The 15,795-nt window shown below is 74.2% G+C and carries 14 protein-coding genes; 7 read left to right on the top strand and 7 right to left on the bottom strand.

Annotated elements, in window-relative coordinates; all coding sequences use genetic code 11:
• Positions 1-7: 7 nt before the first annotated feature.
• Entirely contained in the window at positions 8-1,513 is a 1,506-nt protein-coding gene (locus RYN42_RS03195; RefSeq protein ID WP_315093659.1) for a mannitol dehydrogenase family protein, read from the bottom strand.
• Complete coding sequence (locus RYN42_RS03200) at positions 1,510-2,592, bottom strand: LacI family DNA-binding transcriptional regulator (protein WP_315093661.1); 1,083 nt, start codon at positions 2,590-2,592, stop codon at positions 1,510-1,512. Before RYN42_RS03200 ends, RYN42_RS03195 begins: the two co-directional genes overlap by 4 nt.
• 205 nt (positions 2,593-2,797) lie before the next feature.
• On the opposite strand from RYN42_RS03200, the gene uxaC reads away from it, so the two are divergent.
• The 4 genes from uxaC (at position 2,798) to RYN42_RS03220 (ending at position 6,340) form a co-directional block, all read left to right on the top strand.
• Positions 2,798-4,261, top strand: coding sequence for a glucuronate isomerase (gene uxaC, locus RYN42_RS03205; RefSeq protein WP_315093662.1), 1,464 nt, complete (start codon positions 2,798-2,800; stop codon positions 4,259-4,261).
• Positions 4,258-4,887, top strand: a complete 630-nt coding sequence (gene eda, locus RYN42_RS03210) for a bifunctional 4-hydroxy-2-oxoglutarate aldolase/2-dehydro-3-deoxy-phosphogluconate aldolase (protein WP_315093663.1) — start codon at positions 4,258-4,260, stop codon at positions 4,885-4,887. Before uxaC ends, eda begins: the two co-directional genes overlap by 4 nt.
• Before the next feature lie 26 nt (positions 4,888-4,913).
• Complete coding sequence (locus RYN42_RS03215; protein WP_315093665.1) at positions 4,914-6,017, top strand: sugar kinase; 1,104 nt, start codon at positions 4,914-4,916, stop codon at positions 6,015-6,017.
• A gap of 86 nt (positions 6,018-6,103) precedes the next feature.
• On the top strand, positions 6,104-6,340 hold the full coding sequence (locus tag RYN42_RS03220) for a hypothetical protein (RefSeq protein ID WP_315093667.1): 237 nt from the start codon (positions 6,104-6,106) through the stop codon (positions 6,338-6,340).
• A 9-nt stretch (positions 6,341-6,349) separates the two neighbouring features.
• Here the strand turns inward: RYN42_RS03220 and RYN42_RS03225 are convergent, their stop codons facing one another.
• Positions 6,350-7,879, bottom strand: a complete 1,530-nt coding sequence (locus tag RYN42_RS03225; RefSeq protein WP_315093669.1) for an altronate dehydratase family protein — start codon at positions 7,877-7,879, stop codon at positions 6,350-6,352.
• Positions 7,880-7,969: 90 nt separating this feature from the next.
• Between RYN42_RS03225 and RYN42_RS03230 the strand changes: the two genes are divergently transcribed.
• Positions 7,970-8,992: a LacI family DNA-binding transcriptional regulator gene (locus RYN42_RS03230; RefSeq protein WP_315093670.1), complete on the top strand. Its 1,023-nt coding sequence runs from the start codon at positions 7,970-7,972 to the stop codon at positions 8,990-8,992.
• Here the strand turns inward: RYN42_RS03230 and RYN42_RS03235 are convergent.
• From RYN42_RS03235 to RYN42_RS03245, 3 genes are all read right to left on the bottom strand, one after another.
• Positions 8,989-9,684, bottom strand: a complete 696-nt coding sequence (locus tag RYN42_RS03235) for a FadR/GntR family transcriptional regulator (RefSeq protein WP_315093672.1) — start codon at positions 9,682-9,684, stop codon at positions 8,989-8,991. The two genes, RYN42_RS03230 and RYN42_RS03235, sit on opposite strands and share 4 nt — an antisense overlap.
• Before the next feature lie 25 nt (positions 9,685-9,709).
• Positions 9,710-10,579 (bottom strand): amidohydrolase family protein, encoded by an 870-nt coding sequence (locus RYN42_RS03240; protein WP_315093673.1) that lies wholly within the window; start codon positions 10,577-10,579, stop codon positions 9,710-9,712.
• Between the two features lie 97 nt (positions 10,580-10,676).
• Complete coding sequence (locus tag RYN42_RS03245) at positions 10,677-12,407, bottom strand: gamma-glutamyltransferase family protein (RefSeq protein WP_315093748.1); 1,731 nt, start codon at positions 12,405-12,407, stop codon at positions 10,677-10,679.
• A gap of 131 nt (positions 12,408-12,538) precedes the next feature.
• On the opposite strand from RYN42_RS03245, the gene RYN42_RS03250 reads away from it, so the two are divergent.
• Entirely contained in the window at positions 12,539-13,570 is a 1,032-nt protein-coding gene (locus RYN42_RS03250; protein WP_315093674.1) for a diguanylate cyclase domain-containing protein, read from the top strand.
• A 150-nt stretch (positions 13,571-13,720) separates the two neighbouring features.
• Complete coding sequence (locus RYN42_RS03255) at positions 13,721-15,316, top strand: beta-1,3-glucanase family protein (RefSeq protein ID WP_315093676.1); 1,596 nt, start codon at positions 13,721-13,723, stop codon at positions 15,314-15,316.
• Here the strand turns inward: RYN42_RS03255 and RYN42_RS03260 are convergent, their stop codons facing one another.
• Positions 15,317-15,778, bottom strand: a complete 462-nt coding sequence (locus tag RYN42_RS03260; protein ID WP_315093678.1) for a tRNA (cytidine(34)-2'-O)-methyltransferase — start codon at positions 15,776-15,778, stop codon at positions 15,317-15,319. It lies immediately after the preceding gene.
• Between the last annotated feature and the right edge of the window lie 17 nt (positions 15,779-15,795).

Genomic DNA, 15,795 nt, shown 5'->3' on the forward strand with positions numbered 1-15,795 from the left:
CCGGCGCTCAGGCGCGGGTGGTCAGCAGGTCCGCGACCGCAGCACGCACGGCGGACCGGAACGGCTCCGAGTCGGCCAGGTCGTCCCCGAAGACCGGGCGCACGTCGAGCATCCGGTCGGCGAGCCTGTCGAGGGGCCCGGCGGCAGCGTCCGCGAGGACGGACGCCATCGGGTCGTCGAGCGTGACGCGGCGGCCACCGACCTCCAGCTCGCCCTGCGTCGTCGCGCGGACGTAGGCGATCCAGGCGGCGACCGTCCCCGCAGCCGCGGTGGGCACCGACCCGCTCGCCAGCCGGTCGCGCACCGTGCCGAGCAGACGCTGTGGGAGCTTCTGGGATCCGTCCATCGCCACCTGCACGGTGGTGTGACCGGTGTTCGGGTTGGCGAACCGGGACAGGACGTCGTCGCGGTAGCGCTCGAGGTCGAGGCCGTCCGGCGCGACCAGCGTCGGCAGCACGTCGTCGTCGACCAGCGCGCGCACGGCGGCGGCGAGGTCGGGGTCGGCGACTGCCTGCGCGATCGTCGTGTGGCCCCGCAGCGCGCCGAGGTAGGCGAGCGTCGAGTGGCTGGCGTTGAGGACGCGGAGCTTGGCGCGCTCGTAGGGGGCGACGTCGGCGGTCAGCGTGGCGCCCGCGCGCTCCCACGCGGGGCGTGGACCGGCGAAGCTGTCCTCGATCACCCACTGCGTGAACGGCTCGCCCACCACCAGCCCCGCGTCGGCCAGCCCGAGCAGCGCCTGCGCCTGCGCGCGGTGCGCGTCGGTGGTGGCCGGGACGATCCGGTCGACCATCGTGCCCGGGAAGCGCACGGACGCCCCGATCCACTCCCGCAGCCGGTGCCCGTGGGGGACGGCGTTCAGGGTGGCACCGACCAGGCCGTCCAGCACCGTTCCGTTGTCGGCGAGGTTGTCGCAGCACACGACCGTCAGCGGTCCGGCGTCCTGCCGCCCCCGCAGGGCGAGCCCCCGCAGCAGCAGGCCGAGAGGGGAGCGCGCGGGGGAGTCCCGGTGCCCGCCGCGCAGCTCCCCGGCCAGCGCGTCGAGGTCGGCCGCGAGGTCCGGGTCCGTCAGGTCCGGACCGCCGTCGGCCGCCCGCCGGTAGCCCTTCTCGGTCACGGTGAGCGTCACGACGTGCGTCGTGGGGGCGGCGATCGCGTCGAGCACGCGGGCGGTGCCGGTGCCGGGGAAGGCCACGTCGCGCAGCGACCCGACGAGGCGCAGCGACGTCTCCTCGGTGCCCTGGGTCAGGACTCCGTACAGGCCGTCCTGCGGGGCCAGCTGCTCCACGACCCGGGCGCTGCGCTGCGTGACGCCCAGGATGCCCCAGCCGTTCTCGCCGGTCGCGGCGGCGGCATCCTCGGTGAAGACCGCCTGGTGCGCTCGGTGGAACGCCCCCAGCCCGAGGTGGACCATCCCGACGCGCACCTCGCCGGGGTCCACCGCGGGCAGCTGGACGCCCGCGGGCCGCCCGACGCCGGCGAGCGTCGACCGCGACAGGCGCGGGGCGTCGCTCATGCGCCCGCTGCCGACGACTGCGCCGGGGCGACACCCGTGGACGCGCGGACCACGAGCTCCACGCCGATGAGCACGGACGTCGGTGTGCCGGTCGGGTCCTTCGCGCCGCCGGCCGTGCTCACGGCAGCGGCCAGCGCGCTCTCCGTCGCGGTCGGCACCGAGCCGGACTCCACCAGCAGGTCGACCGCGGCCCTGCCCAGCCGAGCCAGCGGCACGGTCACCGTCGTGAGGGACGGCGAGACGAGGGTCGCCGCCGGGATGTCGTCGTACCCCACCACCGACACGTCCTCGGGGACGCGCACGCCCCGGGCCCGGAGCCGGCTGAGGATGCCCAGGGCCAGCAGGTCGTTGTGCGCCAGCACCGCGGTCACGCCGCTCGCGGCGACCAGGTCCCCGGCGGCGACCCCGCCGCCGAACAGCGGCGGGAAGTGGCCGAGGTCCACCACCTCGATGCCGCGCAGGCCGTGCGACGCGTGCTCCAGCCCGCGGCGGCGCTGCGCGTCGGACCAGGAGCCCACGGGCCCACCGGCGTACCCGATGCGCCGGTGGCCCAGGGCGTGCAGGTGGGTCACGGCCTGGCGCACGCCGTCGGTGTTGTCGATCACCACGGACGGCAGGGACGCGTGCAGGCGGTTGACCAGCAGCAGCGGCACGTCGTCGTCCAGCACGTCCCGGCTGAGCCGGTCCAGCTCGAGGTCCGACATGCGCGGCGAGCAGAGGACGACGCCGTCCACCTGAGCACCCAGGTGCCCCACCAGCTCGCCCTCCAGGCGCGGGTCCTCCTCGGCGTCGGCCACCAGCAGGGCGAAGCCGAGCGCCCGGGCGCGGGCCTGCACCCCCTTGGCGACGGCGGCGAAGAACGGGTTCTCCAGGTCCGGCACGACCAGGCAGAGGTTGCCGGTGCGGCCCGTGATCAGCTCCCGGGCGGCGCGGTTGGGCCGGTACCCCAGCTCGCGGGCGACCTGCTGGACGTGCTCGCGCCGGGCGGGCGCGACGAGGTCGGGCGCACTGAGCGCGCGGGAGGCCGTCGCCGGGGAGACCCCGGCGGCTCGCGCGACGTCGCGCAGCGTGACCACCACGGGCCCTCCTCGATCGATGCCGTCATCGGATGAAAGCGATTGCAGCACGGTTCGACGAACGCCCGCAAGGACGATCCCGCCATGCGGGACGATGGCGCGTAGGGACTTGTGGCGGGCCGGATGACCTGGTTGGCTGCGATGAATGCGTTTGCAGTGCGCGTCATCGGAACCTGTCCGCCGGCGCCGCCTGGTCGAGGAGGGCACGATGGCGAGCGAGACCGGGTGGACGCTGCACCCCGACCGGGCGCTGCCCAGCGACCCCGTCGTGCGTCCGATCGCCCGGGACATCCTCGCGGCCACGGCGGGCCTGCCGATCGTCTCCATGCACGGGCACGTCGACGCGGCGGTGCTGGCGCGGGACGAGCCGTTCCCGGACCCCGCGTCGCTGCTCGTCACGCCCGACCACTACCTGGTCCGGATGCTCGTCTCCCAGGGCGTGCCGCACGACGCGCTCGGCGTCCCGCGCCGGGACCGGCCGGGGGTCGTCGCCGATCCCCGGGAGGTCTGGCGCACGTTCGCCACCCACTGGTCGCTGTTCCGCGGGACGCCCACGCGCTACTGGCTCGAGCACGTCCTGGTCGAGGTGTTCGGACTCGACGAGCGGCCGTCTGCCCACTCCGCGGACCGGCTCTACGACCAGCTCGCCGAGCGGTTGGAGAAGCCGGCGTACCGGCCGCTCGCGCTCTTCGACGAGTTCGGCATCGAGATCCTGGCCACCACCGACGCACCGACCGCGACCCTGGCCGACCACGCCGACCTGGCCGGGCGCGGCTGGGGCGGGCGGATCGTGCCGACGTTCCGCCCCGACGCGCTGCTGCACGTGGACCGCCCGGGGTGGCGTGCCGACGTCGCTCTGCTGGAGGAGCGCTCGGGGGTCACGATCGGCGGGTACGGCGACCTGGTGCGCGCGCTGGAGGAGCGCCGGCGCGCGTTCGTCGCGGCCGGCGCCCGGGCCACGGACCACGGGCACCTGTCCACCGGCACGACGCCGCTGAGCGCGACGGAGGCGGACCGGATCGTCACGGCGGCGCTGCGCGGGGACGTCAGCGCGGCTGACGCGCAGGCGTTCTCCGGGCACATGCTGTTCGAGATGGCGCGCATGTCCGCGCAGGACGGGCTCGTGATGCAGCTGCACCCGGGCGTCCTGCGGGACCACGACCGCGGGGTGGCGGAGCTGCGCGGAGCCGACGTGGGCTACGACATCCCCGTGCCGACCGACTATGTGCACGGCCTGCGCCCGGTGCTCGAGGCGTTCGGTCACCACCCCGGTCTGCGGCTGGTGCTCTTCACGGTCGACGAGGACACGTTCAGCCGCGAGCTCGCGCCGATCGCCGGCGTGTATCCGGCGGTCCGGCTCGGGGCGCCCTGGTGGTTCCTGGACACCCCGGACGGCATGCGGCGGTTCCGCGAGGCCGTGACAGACACCGCCGGGTTCGCCAACACGACGGGCTTCGTCGACGACACCCGGGCCTTCTGCTCGATCCCCGCGCGGCACGACCTGGCGCGGCGGATCGACGCCGGGTTCCTGGCCCGGCTCGTCGCGGAGCACCGGCTGGACCTCGACGAGGCCCTCGAGACGGCGATCGACCTCGCCTACCGGATCCCGCGCGAGGCGTACGCACCTCCGACGGCCACCGCTTCCCCGATCAGTGCGAAGGAGCACGAGTGAGCGACATCCTGCAGCGCCTGGCGGCGCACCGTCTGGTCCCGGTCGTCGTGATCGACGACGCCGCGCACGCGGACGCGCTGGCCCAGGCGCTGGTCGACGGCGGACTGCCGGTCGCCGAGGTCACCTTCCGGACGCCGGCCGCCGCCGACGCCATCCGCGCGATCGCCGCCCGCGGCGACGTGCTCGTCGGCGCCGGCACGGTGCTGACCGCACAGCAGGTCGACGCGGCGGTCGCCGCGGGTGCGTCCTACGTGGTCTCGCCGGGCACCAGCCGCGCGGTGGTCGAGCGCTGCCAGGAGCACGGCATCCTCGCCCTGCCCGGCGCGGTGACGGCCACCGAGGTGCAGGCAGCCCTCGAGCTCGGGCTGACCACGGTGAAGTTCTTCCCCGCCGGCACGTCGGGCGGTGCCAAGGCGGTCGCGGCCCTCGCGGCTCCGTTCGGCGACGTCGGCTTCGTCCCCACCGGCGGCATCGGGCCCGGCAACCTCTCCGAGTACCTGGCCCTGCCGTGCGTGCGGGCCGTCGGCGGCTCGTGGATGGTCCCCCGGGACCTCGTGCGCGCCGGTGATCTCGACGCCGTCCGCGACCTCACGGCCGAGGCCGTGAGCCTCGTCGCCCACCCCTGACCCTGAGCTGCCGAGGAGTGCCACCCATGTCCGACCTGGTCATCCGTCCCGCGGGTGAGACGCGCTACGACGCGGTCTCGCTCGGCGAGGTCATGCTCCGCCTGGACCCCGGCGAGGGCCGCATCCGCACGGCCCGGTCGTTCCGGGTGTGGGAGGGCGGCGGCGAGTACAACGTGGCCCGCGGCCTGCGTCGCGCGTTCGGGCTGCGGACCGCGATCGTCACCGCACTCGCGGACAACGAGGTCGGCCGACTGGTCGAGGACTGCATCCTCACGGGCGGCGTCGACACCTCCTTCCTGCGCTGGCTGCCGTACGACGGCGTCGGGCGGGCCGTGCGCAACGGGCTCAACTTCACCGAGCGCGGCTTCGGCGTGCGCGGCGCCGTCGGGGTCAGCGACCGCGGCCACACCGCGGCCGCGCAGCTGGCCCCCGGGGACGTCGACTGGGAGCACCTGTTCGGCGAGCTCGGGGTGCGGTGGTTCCACACCGGCGGGATCTTCGCCGCCCTGTCCGACAGCGCCGCCGAGACCGTGATCGAGGCCGTCACGGTGGCCCGCAAGCACGGGACGATCGTCAGCTACGACCTCAACTACCGGCCGAGCCTGTGGAAGGCGGTCGGCGGGCAGGCCCGTGCGCAGGAGGTCAACCGCGCCATCGCGCCGCACATCGACGTGATGATCGGCAACGAGGAGGACTTCACGGCCTCGCTCGGCTTCGAGGTGGAGGGCGTCGACGAGAACCTCAGCGCCCTCGAGCTGGACTCGTTCGCGGCGATGATCGACCGCGTGGCGCAGGCGTACCCGAACTTCCAGGTCATCGCGACGACGCTGCGCACGGTGCACTCGGCGACGGTCAACGACTGGGGCGCCATCGCCTGGTCGAAGGCGACCGGCGTGGTCAGCGCGACGCACCGGGAGCGCCTCGAGATCCTCGACCGCGTCGGTGGCGGCGACTCCTTCGCGTCCGGCCTGGCCTACGGCCTGCTGGCGGGCGAGGACCTCCAGACGGCGGTCGAGTACGGCGCCGCGCACGGTGCCCTGGCCATGACCACGCCGGGGGACACCACGATGGTCAGCAAGGCCGAGGTGCTCAAGCTCGCCGGCGGCGGCGGTGCCCGGGTGGACCGCTGACCTGCGCCCGACAGGCGACGCCCGCCTCCGACGTGGTGCACTGAGCCCTGCACCCCGCACCGTCTGCACCACCCGGAGGTCCCGCCGTGAGCCACTCGATGTTGCCGTCCGCGATGCCTGGAGCCTCACTCGAGCTGGACCCCGAGGGCCGGCTGTTCTGCCCGGCATGCCGCGCGACCACCCTGGACGTGGCCGGGACCGACCAGGTCGACGGTGTCCTCTGGGTCAACCACACGCTGGTCTGCCGGTCCTGCGGCACCACCTCGCGGCTCGCCGTCGTGGGCGCGTTCGGCCAGACCGTGCTGCGGTGGCTGGACGACTGAGCGAACCGGTCAGGTCACCGCGCCCAGCTGCCAGGGCACGAACTCGTCGGCGCCCAGGTCCAGCTCCTCGGACACGGTCTGCCGCCCGGACGCGACGGCGATGATCAGCTCGAACAGCTCCTCGCCGACGGAGGTCACCGTGGCGGTGCCGTCCACGATCCGCCCGGCGTTGAGGTCCATGTCCTCGGTCATCCGCAGGTAGGTCGCGGTGTTGGTCGCCACCTTGATGGACGGGGTCGGCTTGCAGCCCAGCACGGACCCGCGGCCGGTGGTGAACACGACGACCGTGGCACCGCCGGCGACGAGGCCGGTGACGGAGACCGGGTCGTAGCCGGGGGTGTCCATGAAGGTGAACCCGCGGGCGGTCACGGGCTCGGCGTACTCGTAGACCTCGACCAGCTCCGCGGTGCCGCCCTTGGCCACGGCGCCGAGCGACTTCTCGAGGATGGTGGTCAGCCCGCCGGCCTTGTTGCCGGGCGACGGGTTGTTGTCCATGGTCCCGCCGCCGGCCGCGGTGTACCCCTTCCACCAGTCGAGGCGGTCGAGCAGCTTCTGGCCCACCTCACGGGAGACCGCGCGGCGCAGCAGCAGGTGCTCGGCGCCGAACACCTCGGGCGTCTCGGCCAGCACGGAGGTGCCGCCGCGGGCGACCAGCAGGTCGGACGCGTGCCCGAGCGCGGGGTTGGCGGTGATGCCGGAGTAGCCGTCGGAGCCGCCGCAGTTGAGGCCGAGCACCAGCTCGGAGACGGGTGCGGGGGTGCGGCGCAGGGCGTCGAGAGAGGGCAGCATCGCCTCGATGGCCGCGACACCGGCGCGCACGGTGGCCCGGATGCCGCCGGACTCCTGGATGACGAGCGTGGTCACGGGCTTGTCCGCGGGCAGGTCGAGCCCGTCCAGCAGCGACTGCGCCGGGATCATCTCGCAGCCGAGGCCGAGCACCAGCAGGCCGGCGATGTTCGGGTGGTCGGCGTACCCGCGCAGGGTGCGCCGGGTGATCTGCGCGCCCTCGCTGGTGGGGACCAGGCCGCAGCCCGTGTCGTGGGTCAGCGCGACGACGCCGTCGACGTGCGGGTAGGCGTCGAGCACCCGGCCGCGGAACTGGTCTGCGATGAGCCGTGCGGTCGAGGCCGAGCAGTTCACCGAGGTGACGATGCCGACGTAGTTGCGGGTGCCCCAGCGGCCGTCGCCGCGCTGGTAGCCGTCGAAGGTGCGCACCTCGCCGGGAGGCGTCGGCAGGGTGACGCGGGCGGTGCCGAACTCGTAGGTGCGCTCGGCGTCGTCCATGCCGAGGTTGTGCGAGTGCACGTGGTCGCCGACGGCGATGTCGCGCGTGGCGCGACCGATCGACTGCCCGTACTTGTGCACGGGGGCACCCGCCGCGACGGCGCGGACCGCGAGCTTGTGACCGCGCGGGACGCTCTGGGTGACCGTGAGCGAGCCGAGCAAGGTGCCGGACTGCAGGTCCCGCGTGGCCACGCCGACGTCGTCGTCGGGGCGCAGCACCAGGACGGCGTCGGCCAGCCGGAGCGTCGTCGTCACCGCGTCAGGATACCGCTTTCCCGACGAACTCACCCGCGAGCCCGCCCGGAACCCGCCGCCGATCTGCGGCAAGCGCCTACCCTCCTCACCATGGCTGCATCCGTCACGCTCAGCGACGTCGCCCGCGAGGCCGGGGTCTCCCTGGCGACCGCCTCCCGCGCGATCAACGGCAGCGCCAACCGCACCGTGCGCGCCGACCTGCGCGACCGCGTGCTCGCCGCGGCCGAGCGGCTGCGCTACACTCCGGACGCCAACGCGCAGGCCATGGCCCGCGGCCGCACCACCTCGCTCGGCCTCGTGGTGCACGACATCGCCGACCCGTACTTCTCCTCCATCGCCGCCGGTGTCGCCCGCGCCGCCGACCGTGCCGGGCTCCAGGTCACCCTGGCCAGCACCCAGCACGACCCCAGCCGGGAGAGCGGGCTGGTGGACCTGCTCAAGCGGCAGCGCGCCCGCGCGATCGTCATCGCCGGCGGACGCCTCGACGACGAGGCCACCAACGACGAGCTGCGCGCCGCGCTCGCGGACTACCGTGCCGTCGGCGGTTCCGTGGCGCTCATCGGGCAGCCGATCCTGGGCGTCGACAGCGTGGTGGTCGACAACGCGCAGGGAGCCGGCGACCTGGCCAAGGCGCTGCACGGCCGCGGCTACCGGCGGTTCGCCGTGCTGGCCGGACCGGCCGACCACCTGACCGCGCGCGAGCGGGCGGAGTCGTTCCGGGGCGCGCTGGCGGAGCTCGACTGCCCGGTCCCGGACGACGCCGTGTTCACCAGCGCGTTCACGCACGAGGGCGGCGAGGACGCGATGCGCACGCTGCTGCGCGCCGGGGAGCTGCCCGAGCTGGTGTTCGCGGTCAACGACGTCATGGCGCTCGGCGCGCTGGCGGTCGCCCGCGAGGCGGGGGTCCGCGTGCCCGAGGACCTGGCGCTGGCCGGCTTCGACGACATCGCCACCCTGCGCGACGTCGTCCCGGGGCTCACCACCGTCCGGATCCCGCTGGTCGAGGTGGGCATCGCCGCCACGGAGCTGGCCCTCGCGGACGCCTCCGACGAGCCCCGGCTGACGCACGTCCCCACGCAGGTGGTGCTGCGCGACTCGACGCCCGGGCGCTAGTCGTCCCAGGGCGCGCGCACGCCGGTCGCGGAGTCCTCCAGGCCGAGCAGGTGCGTGGCCATCCGCAGCCGTGCGCGGTCGGGGTCGCGCGCCGCGACGGCCGCCAGGATCGCCTCGTGCTCGACGAACGCCCGGTCCTCCGCGCCCTCGTCGCTCAGTCCCCGCCACAGCCGGGTCCGGGACGCGCGGCCGGCGAGGCCCTCGATCAGCGCGGCGAGCACGGGGTTGCCGGACGCACGCGCGACCTCCTCGTGGAACGCCAGGTCGGCGTCGACCAGCCGCTCGTGGTCGAGCGGGACCTCCACCAGGGCCCGGGCCGTCTCGTCGAGCGCGGTGCGGAGCCGGCCGAGGCAGGCGTCGTCGACGTGCAGGGCCGCCAGGCCGGCCGCCTCGGTCTCGAGCAGGCGTCGGACCGCGTGGAAGGCGGAGGCGTCGTCCTGCAGGTCAGCGACGAAGCCGACCGGCGCGAGCAGCAGCGCCGGGTCGAGCGTCGTGACGTAGGTGCCGTCGCCGTGCCGGGACTCGAGGATGCCGAGGGTGCCGAGCGCGTGGACACCCTCGCGCAGGGACCCCCGGGACACGCCGAGGGTCGCCGCCAGCTCCTTCTCCGCAGGGAGACGCTCGCCGGCCTGGAGTCGTCCGTCGAGGATCATCTGCTTGACCCCGTCGACGACGTCGTCGGAACGTGACACGGTGCGAACCTAGCCGGTCGGTAGGTCAGAACGTGTCGAACGGGAGGCCGTACACCCGCGTCGCGGTCCCGCCGAGCACCGCAGCCCGGTCGTGCTCGCCCAGCTGGTCCACCGTCGAACGCAGCCCGTGCCAGACGTGCGCGTAGGAGTCGCCCTCGAGCAGCGCGTACGGCCAGTCGCTGCCGAGCATGAGCCGGTCGGGCCCGAAGACCTCCAGCGCGCGGTCGACGGCCGGTCGCAGGTGGTCCGGGGTCCAGCCCGCGCCGGCCGCGGTGGTCAGGCCGGAGAGCTTGGCCACCACGTTCGGCATCTGCGCGACCGCACCCAGCAGCGCCGACCAGCGGGTCCACCCGTCCCGGTCGCCCGCGCGCAGGACCGCCAGCGGCGGGTCGCCCAGGTGGTCGAGGACGATGGTCAGCTTCGGGTGGTTCTCGGCCAGCGTCGCCACGTGGGCCAGGGCCGTCGGGGTGTGCGCGGTCAGGTCGAGGGTGAGCCGGCGCTCGGTGAGCAGGGTGAGGCTGGCGTCCACCCTGCGGTCGAGCAGCCAGTCCGGGTCCCGGGCGTCGTGGCCGCGGTGACCGATGCCGACGATCGGCTCGCGGCGCCAGGTGTCCAGCTGCGCGGCCGCGTCGTCGGGCGAGTCCAGCGGCACCCACGCCACGACGCCGGCGACGCGGGAGCACGACAGCGCCTGGAACAGCATGCGCTCGGAGTCGGCGCGGTTGTCGGCGGCCTGGACCAGGACCACCCAGGGCACGCCCTCGTCGGCGAGCTGGTCCTCGATGTCCGACACCCGGAACGGGCGGTGCACGGCCGAGTTCTCCGGCGTCATCCACGGGTAGTGCACCGCGTCCGGGTCCCACACCTGCAGGTGGGCATCCACGACATCGGGCATGGCAGCGACGCTAGCAGTGGTCCGATGTCTGGGCTCCGCGCAGGTACCGTTCCTCATCGAACCCTCATCAATCGCTTAATTCATCGGAGGACTTCGCTCACCGGCCCACCGCGTAGCCCTGCATGCCTCGGGGGTTGGCCGCCGCGACCAGCATCCCGTCGGGCCGCACGCCCGCCGCGCTGAGCCGCCCGAGCTCCCACGGTCCGACGGTCTCCACCTGGTGACCGCGCGCGGCGAGCGCGGCGAGCACGTCCGCGCCGAGCCGCGACTCGGCCACCAGCCCCCGCGGGGTGTGGGTGCGCGGGTAGAACGAGCCCGGCACGTGCGACGAGTGCCACATGGGGGCGTCGATCGCCTCCTGCAGACCGGCCCCGCCCACCAGGTGCCGCAGCAGGAACGGCACCGTCCACTGGTCCTGCTGGTCGCCGCCGGGTGTGCCGAACGCGATGCCGGTGCCGTCGTCGTCGAGCAGCAGGCCCGGGCTGAGCGTGGTCCGCGGTCGGGTGCCCGGGGCCAGGCTGGCCGGCAGCCCGGGCTCCAGCCAGAACATCTGCGCCCGCGTGGGCAGCGCGAACCCCAGGCCGGGCACCACGGGGCTGGACTGCAGCCACCCGCCCGACGGGGTCGCGGAGACCCGGTTGCCCCAGCGGTCGACGACGTCGACGTGGCAGGTGTCGCCGGGACTCAGCCCCTGGGGCGAGACCGTCGGCTCCCCGGTGCCGGGCGTGCTGGCGGCGGCGGGTGCCCCCCACAGTGCCGACGCCAGCCGCGGGACCCGCCCGTCCGGCGAGCCGGGCAGCAGCCCCTCGGCGGCGGTCCGCCCGACCAGGCGGGCACGCTCCGCCGCGTAGGCCGGGGACAGCAGGGTGTCGAGGGGGACGTCGGCGGAATCGCCGTACCAGGCTTCCCGATCGGCGAACGCGAGCTTGGTCACCTCGACGACGGCGTGCACCAGCGCGAGCGTGTCGTCGGCGCGCACCAGCTCGTCCACGCCCAGGGCGTCGAGCATCGCGAGCTGCTGCAGCAGGACGGGCCCCTGCCCCCAGGCGGCGGTCTTGTGCACGGTCCGGCCCGCGAACCGCAGGGAGACGGTCGGCTCCTCGGTCACCCGCCAGCCCGCGAGGTCGTCGGCCCGCAGGAGGCCGGTGTGACGTCGGCCCGAGGAGTCGCGGACCGCGACGGTGGACTGGAAGGTGTCGACGGCCTCGGCGACGAACCCCTCGTAGAACGACCGCCGCGCGGCCTCGATCTGCGCCTCGCGGGTGCCGCCCGTGACCAGCAGCCGCTCGAACGTGTCGGCCAGCGCCGGGTTGGTGAAGCGTGCTCCCGCGGTCGGCACCGCGCCGTGCGGGAGGTAGACCTCCGCGGACGTCGGCCAGTGCTCGGTGAACATCTCGGCGACCGTGGCGATGGTCCGGGACGCGGCGCGCACCAGCGGGTAGCCGTCGCGCGCGTAGCCGATGGCGGGAGCCAGGACGTCGGCCAGGGGCAGGGTGCCGTACCGCGCGAGCAGGTCGAGCCAGGCGCCGAACGCGCCGGGCACCACGGCGGCCAGGTGGCCGGTCCCGGGGACCAGGTCGAGGCCCAGGTCGCGGTAGGCGTCGACGGTCGCCGCGGCCGGCGCGGTGCCCTGCCCGCAGACGACGAACGTGTGCCCGTCGGCCGCCCGGTACCCGATGATCGGCGCGTCGCCCCCCGGTCCGTTGAGGTGCGGCTCCACCACCGAGAGCGTGAACCCGGCGGCGACGGCCGCGTCGAACGCGTTCCCGCCGGCCTCCAGCACCCGCATGCCGACCGCCGACGCCAGCCAGTGCGTCGAGGCGACCATGCCGAAGGTGCCGGTGAGCTCGGGGCGGGTGGTGAACACCCGTCGATCCTGCCGCACACAGGTGGCGAACGGTTCGTGAACAACGGCCGGTTCGGGCCGATACGTCGCTGACCTGCGCGGATACTCGCCCGGTGCACGCTGACCTCACGCTCCTGACCCAGCGCCTCGGCACCGCCGTCGGCGGCTACCGGGCGACCGCCGGTGCCACGGTGGCCGACCTGGCCCACCCGGTGGACGTGGTCGACGCCGGCCTGCCGGTGGCGCAGCTCGAGCTGATCTTCCGGTCCCCGCACGTGGCCAGCGTCGCGGTGCGGGACCCGCACGACGAGAGCCGGATCGGCCTGGTGACGCGTCCGCGCTTCACCGCCGCGATGACCGGGCGGCTCGGCTTCGGCCGCGCGGTCCTCGCCCGCCGGGGGACGCACGAGCTGACCGACTGGGGCCCGATGGTCGTGGCGCCGGCCGCACCGGTCTCGGAGGTCGCCGTGCGCGCCATGCAGCGGTTCGACGAGCGTCGGTACGACGACGTGCTCGTGGCCGACGAGTCCTGGCGCGTGGTGAGCACCGCCGACCTGATGCGGTCGCTGTCCACGCTCCTGGCGGTGCGGTCGTTGCACGACGCGCTGACCGGCCTGCCCCACCGGTCGATGGCGATGCACGAGCTGGCCCGCCGGTGCGCCGACGTCGCCGGCACCCGCTCCCGCGTGGTCGTGGTGCTGCTCGACGTCGTGGGCTTCTCCCGGCTCAACTCGGCGTACGGCCAGGGCGTCGGTGACGTCGTCCTCGCGGGGATCGGTGCGCGGCTGACCGGGGGACTGCCGGCGGGGTGGCAGGCGGCGCGGACCGCCGGCGACGAGTTCGCTGTCGTCGCCACCCTTCCCGCAGCAGCCTCCGACGAGCACGCCACCGCGCTGGCCGACGGGCTGCGGCGCGACGTCGTCGCGCTCCTGGCGGCGCCGCAGTCGGGGATCGACCCCCGGGCGTGGCCGTCGCTCCACTCGGCCGTCGTGAGCTCCGGTGCCGGGACGGCCGACGCGGAGCGGCTCTTCGGTGCCGCCCAGAGGGGTCTGCGCGCGGCGAAGGAGTCGGCATCGGTCGGCGAGGGTCTGGCCGAGGAGCTCCGCGCGATCCTCACGGGGGACGTCGAGATCTCGGACATCTGACCCAGGTGCTGGCCGGTACGGGGTGCAGTGCCCCTTGCGGTACGGAATGCGTTGGTCATAGGGTCCTGCGACTGTGGTTGACACGTGTCAACACAAGGCGCGGGGATCTCTCTCCGTTGCCGCCGGCGCAGTGACGTGAGGAGCGGGTCAATGAGGACCAGCAGGTGGATCGGGGCGCTCAGCGCGCTCGCGGTCGCGGTGACGACGGTGGTCGCCGCCGCAACAGGAGCGCAGGCGGTGGGCCCCGACCGGCTCCCGCTGACCATCACCAACTCGAGCGGCCGGGGTGAGGCCGTCTACGTGTACGTGCTGGGCACCAACCTCAGCACCGGGCGCCTCGGGTACGTGAACGCCGCGGGCACCTTCACGGCGTGGCCCGCGGGCAACAACCCGCCGTCGGCGGCGCCGGACGTCGCGATCGCGGGGCCGGGCAACGGTGGCAGCACCACGATCCAGGTGCCGCGCGGGATCTCCGGCCGCGTCTACTTCTCGCTCGGGGAGAAGCTCAAGTTCTTCCTCACGCCCGACGGCCTCGTGCAGCCGGCGCCGTGGGCGAGCGGCGACGCGAACCACAACATCCTGTTCGACTGGAGCGAGTTCACCTACAACGACGCCGGCCTCTGGCTCAACAGCTCGCAGGTCGACATGTTCGCCCTGCCGCACGCCGTGACGGTCACGGGTGCGTCCGGCACCCGGCGGACCGGTGACCTCGTCGCCAACGGCCGGGACAGCACGATCAACCAGATCGCCGCGCAGCCCGGCTGGGCGAACACCGTGGTGAAGCGCGCCGACGGCACCGTCCTGCGGGTGCTCGCGCCCGGCAAGGCGGCGGGCGCCGGCCTGATGAGCGCCACGTACCTCGACCCGTACATCGCCTCGGCGTGGGGCGCGTACGCGGGCAAGACGCTCACCGTCGTGCCGTTCGGCGACCAGCCGAGCATCAGGTACTTCGGCCGCACCTCGGGCACCACGATGACGTTCACCAACAGCTCCGGCCAGCAGGTGGCCTCCTTCGCGCGGCCCAGCAGCGCGGACGTGTGGGGCTGCGACGGCGCGCTGCACGCCCCGAACGACCAGGTGGTCGGTCCCATCGCCCGCACCCTGTGCGCGGCGCTGAACCGCGGCACGCTCGGCACGGTCGACACCCAGCCCAGCACCGACGCGTCCGCGTTCTACAAGAGCAACCCGACCAACCAGTACGCGCGGATCGTGCACGCCAACATGGCCGACGGCAAGGCCTACGCGTTCGCGTTCGACGACGTCGGCGCCTTCGAGTCCCTGGTGCACGACGGGTCGCCCACCGCGGCCGGCCTGATCATCCAGCCGTTCACGGGCGGGGGGACGACGAACCCGCCGCCCACCGGCAGCGGCAGCGCGCTCGTCAACGCGAACGGCATGTGCCTGGACAACAGCGCGCAGAACACGGCCAACGGCAACAGGATCCAGATCTGGGGCTGCAACGGCACGGTCGCCCAGAAGTGGACCTTCGTGCAGGCCGGCACCACGCTGCGGGTCCAGGGCAAGTGCCTCGACATCGCCGGCGGCGGCACCGCCAACGGCACCAAGGTGCAGCTCTGGGACTGCAACGGTACCGGCGCCCAGGTCTGGATCCCCCAGAACGGCGGGTACTACAACCCGCAGTCCAACCGCTGCCTCGACAACCCCGGCCACTCGACGACGCCGGGTACCCAGGTCCACATCTGGGACTGCAACGGCGCGAACGCCCAGAAGTGGAAGCTGGGCTAGCTAGACCCCACCCTCGAAGCCCAGCTGTCGCCACGCCTCGTACGTGGCGACAGCTGCGGCGTTCGAAAGGTTCATCGACCGCCGGCCGGGGAGCATGGGGATCCGCAGCTGGGCGGTGATCCGGGGGTGCGCGAGGACCTCGTCGGGGAGCCCGGTCGGCTCCGGGCCGAACAGCAGGACGTCGTCCGCGCGGTAGGCCAGCTCGGTGTGGTGCTGGGTGGCGTGGGTGGTGAACGCGAACACCCGCCCCGGGACGGCCGCGAGCAGTGCCTCCAGGTTCGCGTGCACCACCACGTGCGCGAGGTCGTGGTAGTCCAGTCCCGCGCGGCGCAGCTTGGCCTCCGACAGGTCGAACCCGAGGGGCTCCACCAGGTGCAGCGTCGACCCCGTGCCGGCTGCCAGCCGGATGGCGCTGCCAGTGTTGCCGGGGATGCGGGGCTCGAAGAACGCGACATGCAGCACCCGGTGATCCTACGGAT

The organism is uncultured Cellulomonas sp., assembly GCF_963527515.1.
In the GTDB taxonomy this organism is placed as follows: Bacteria; Actinomycetota; Actinomycetes; order Actinomycetales; family Cellulomonadaceae; genus Cellulomonas.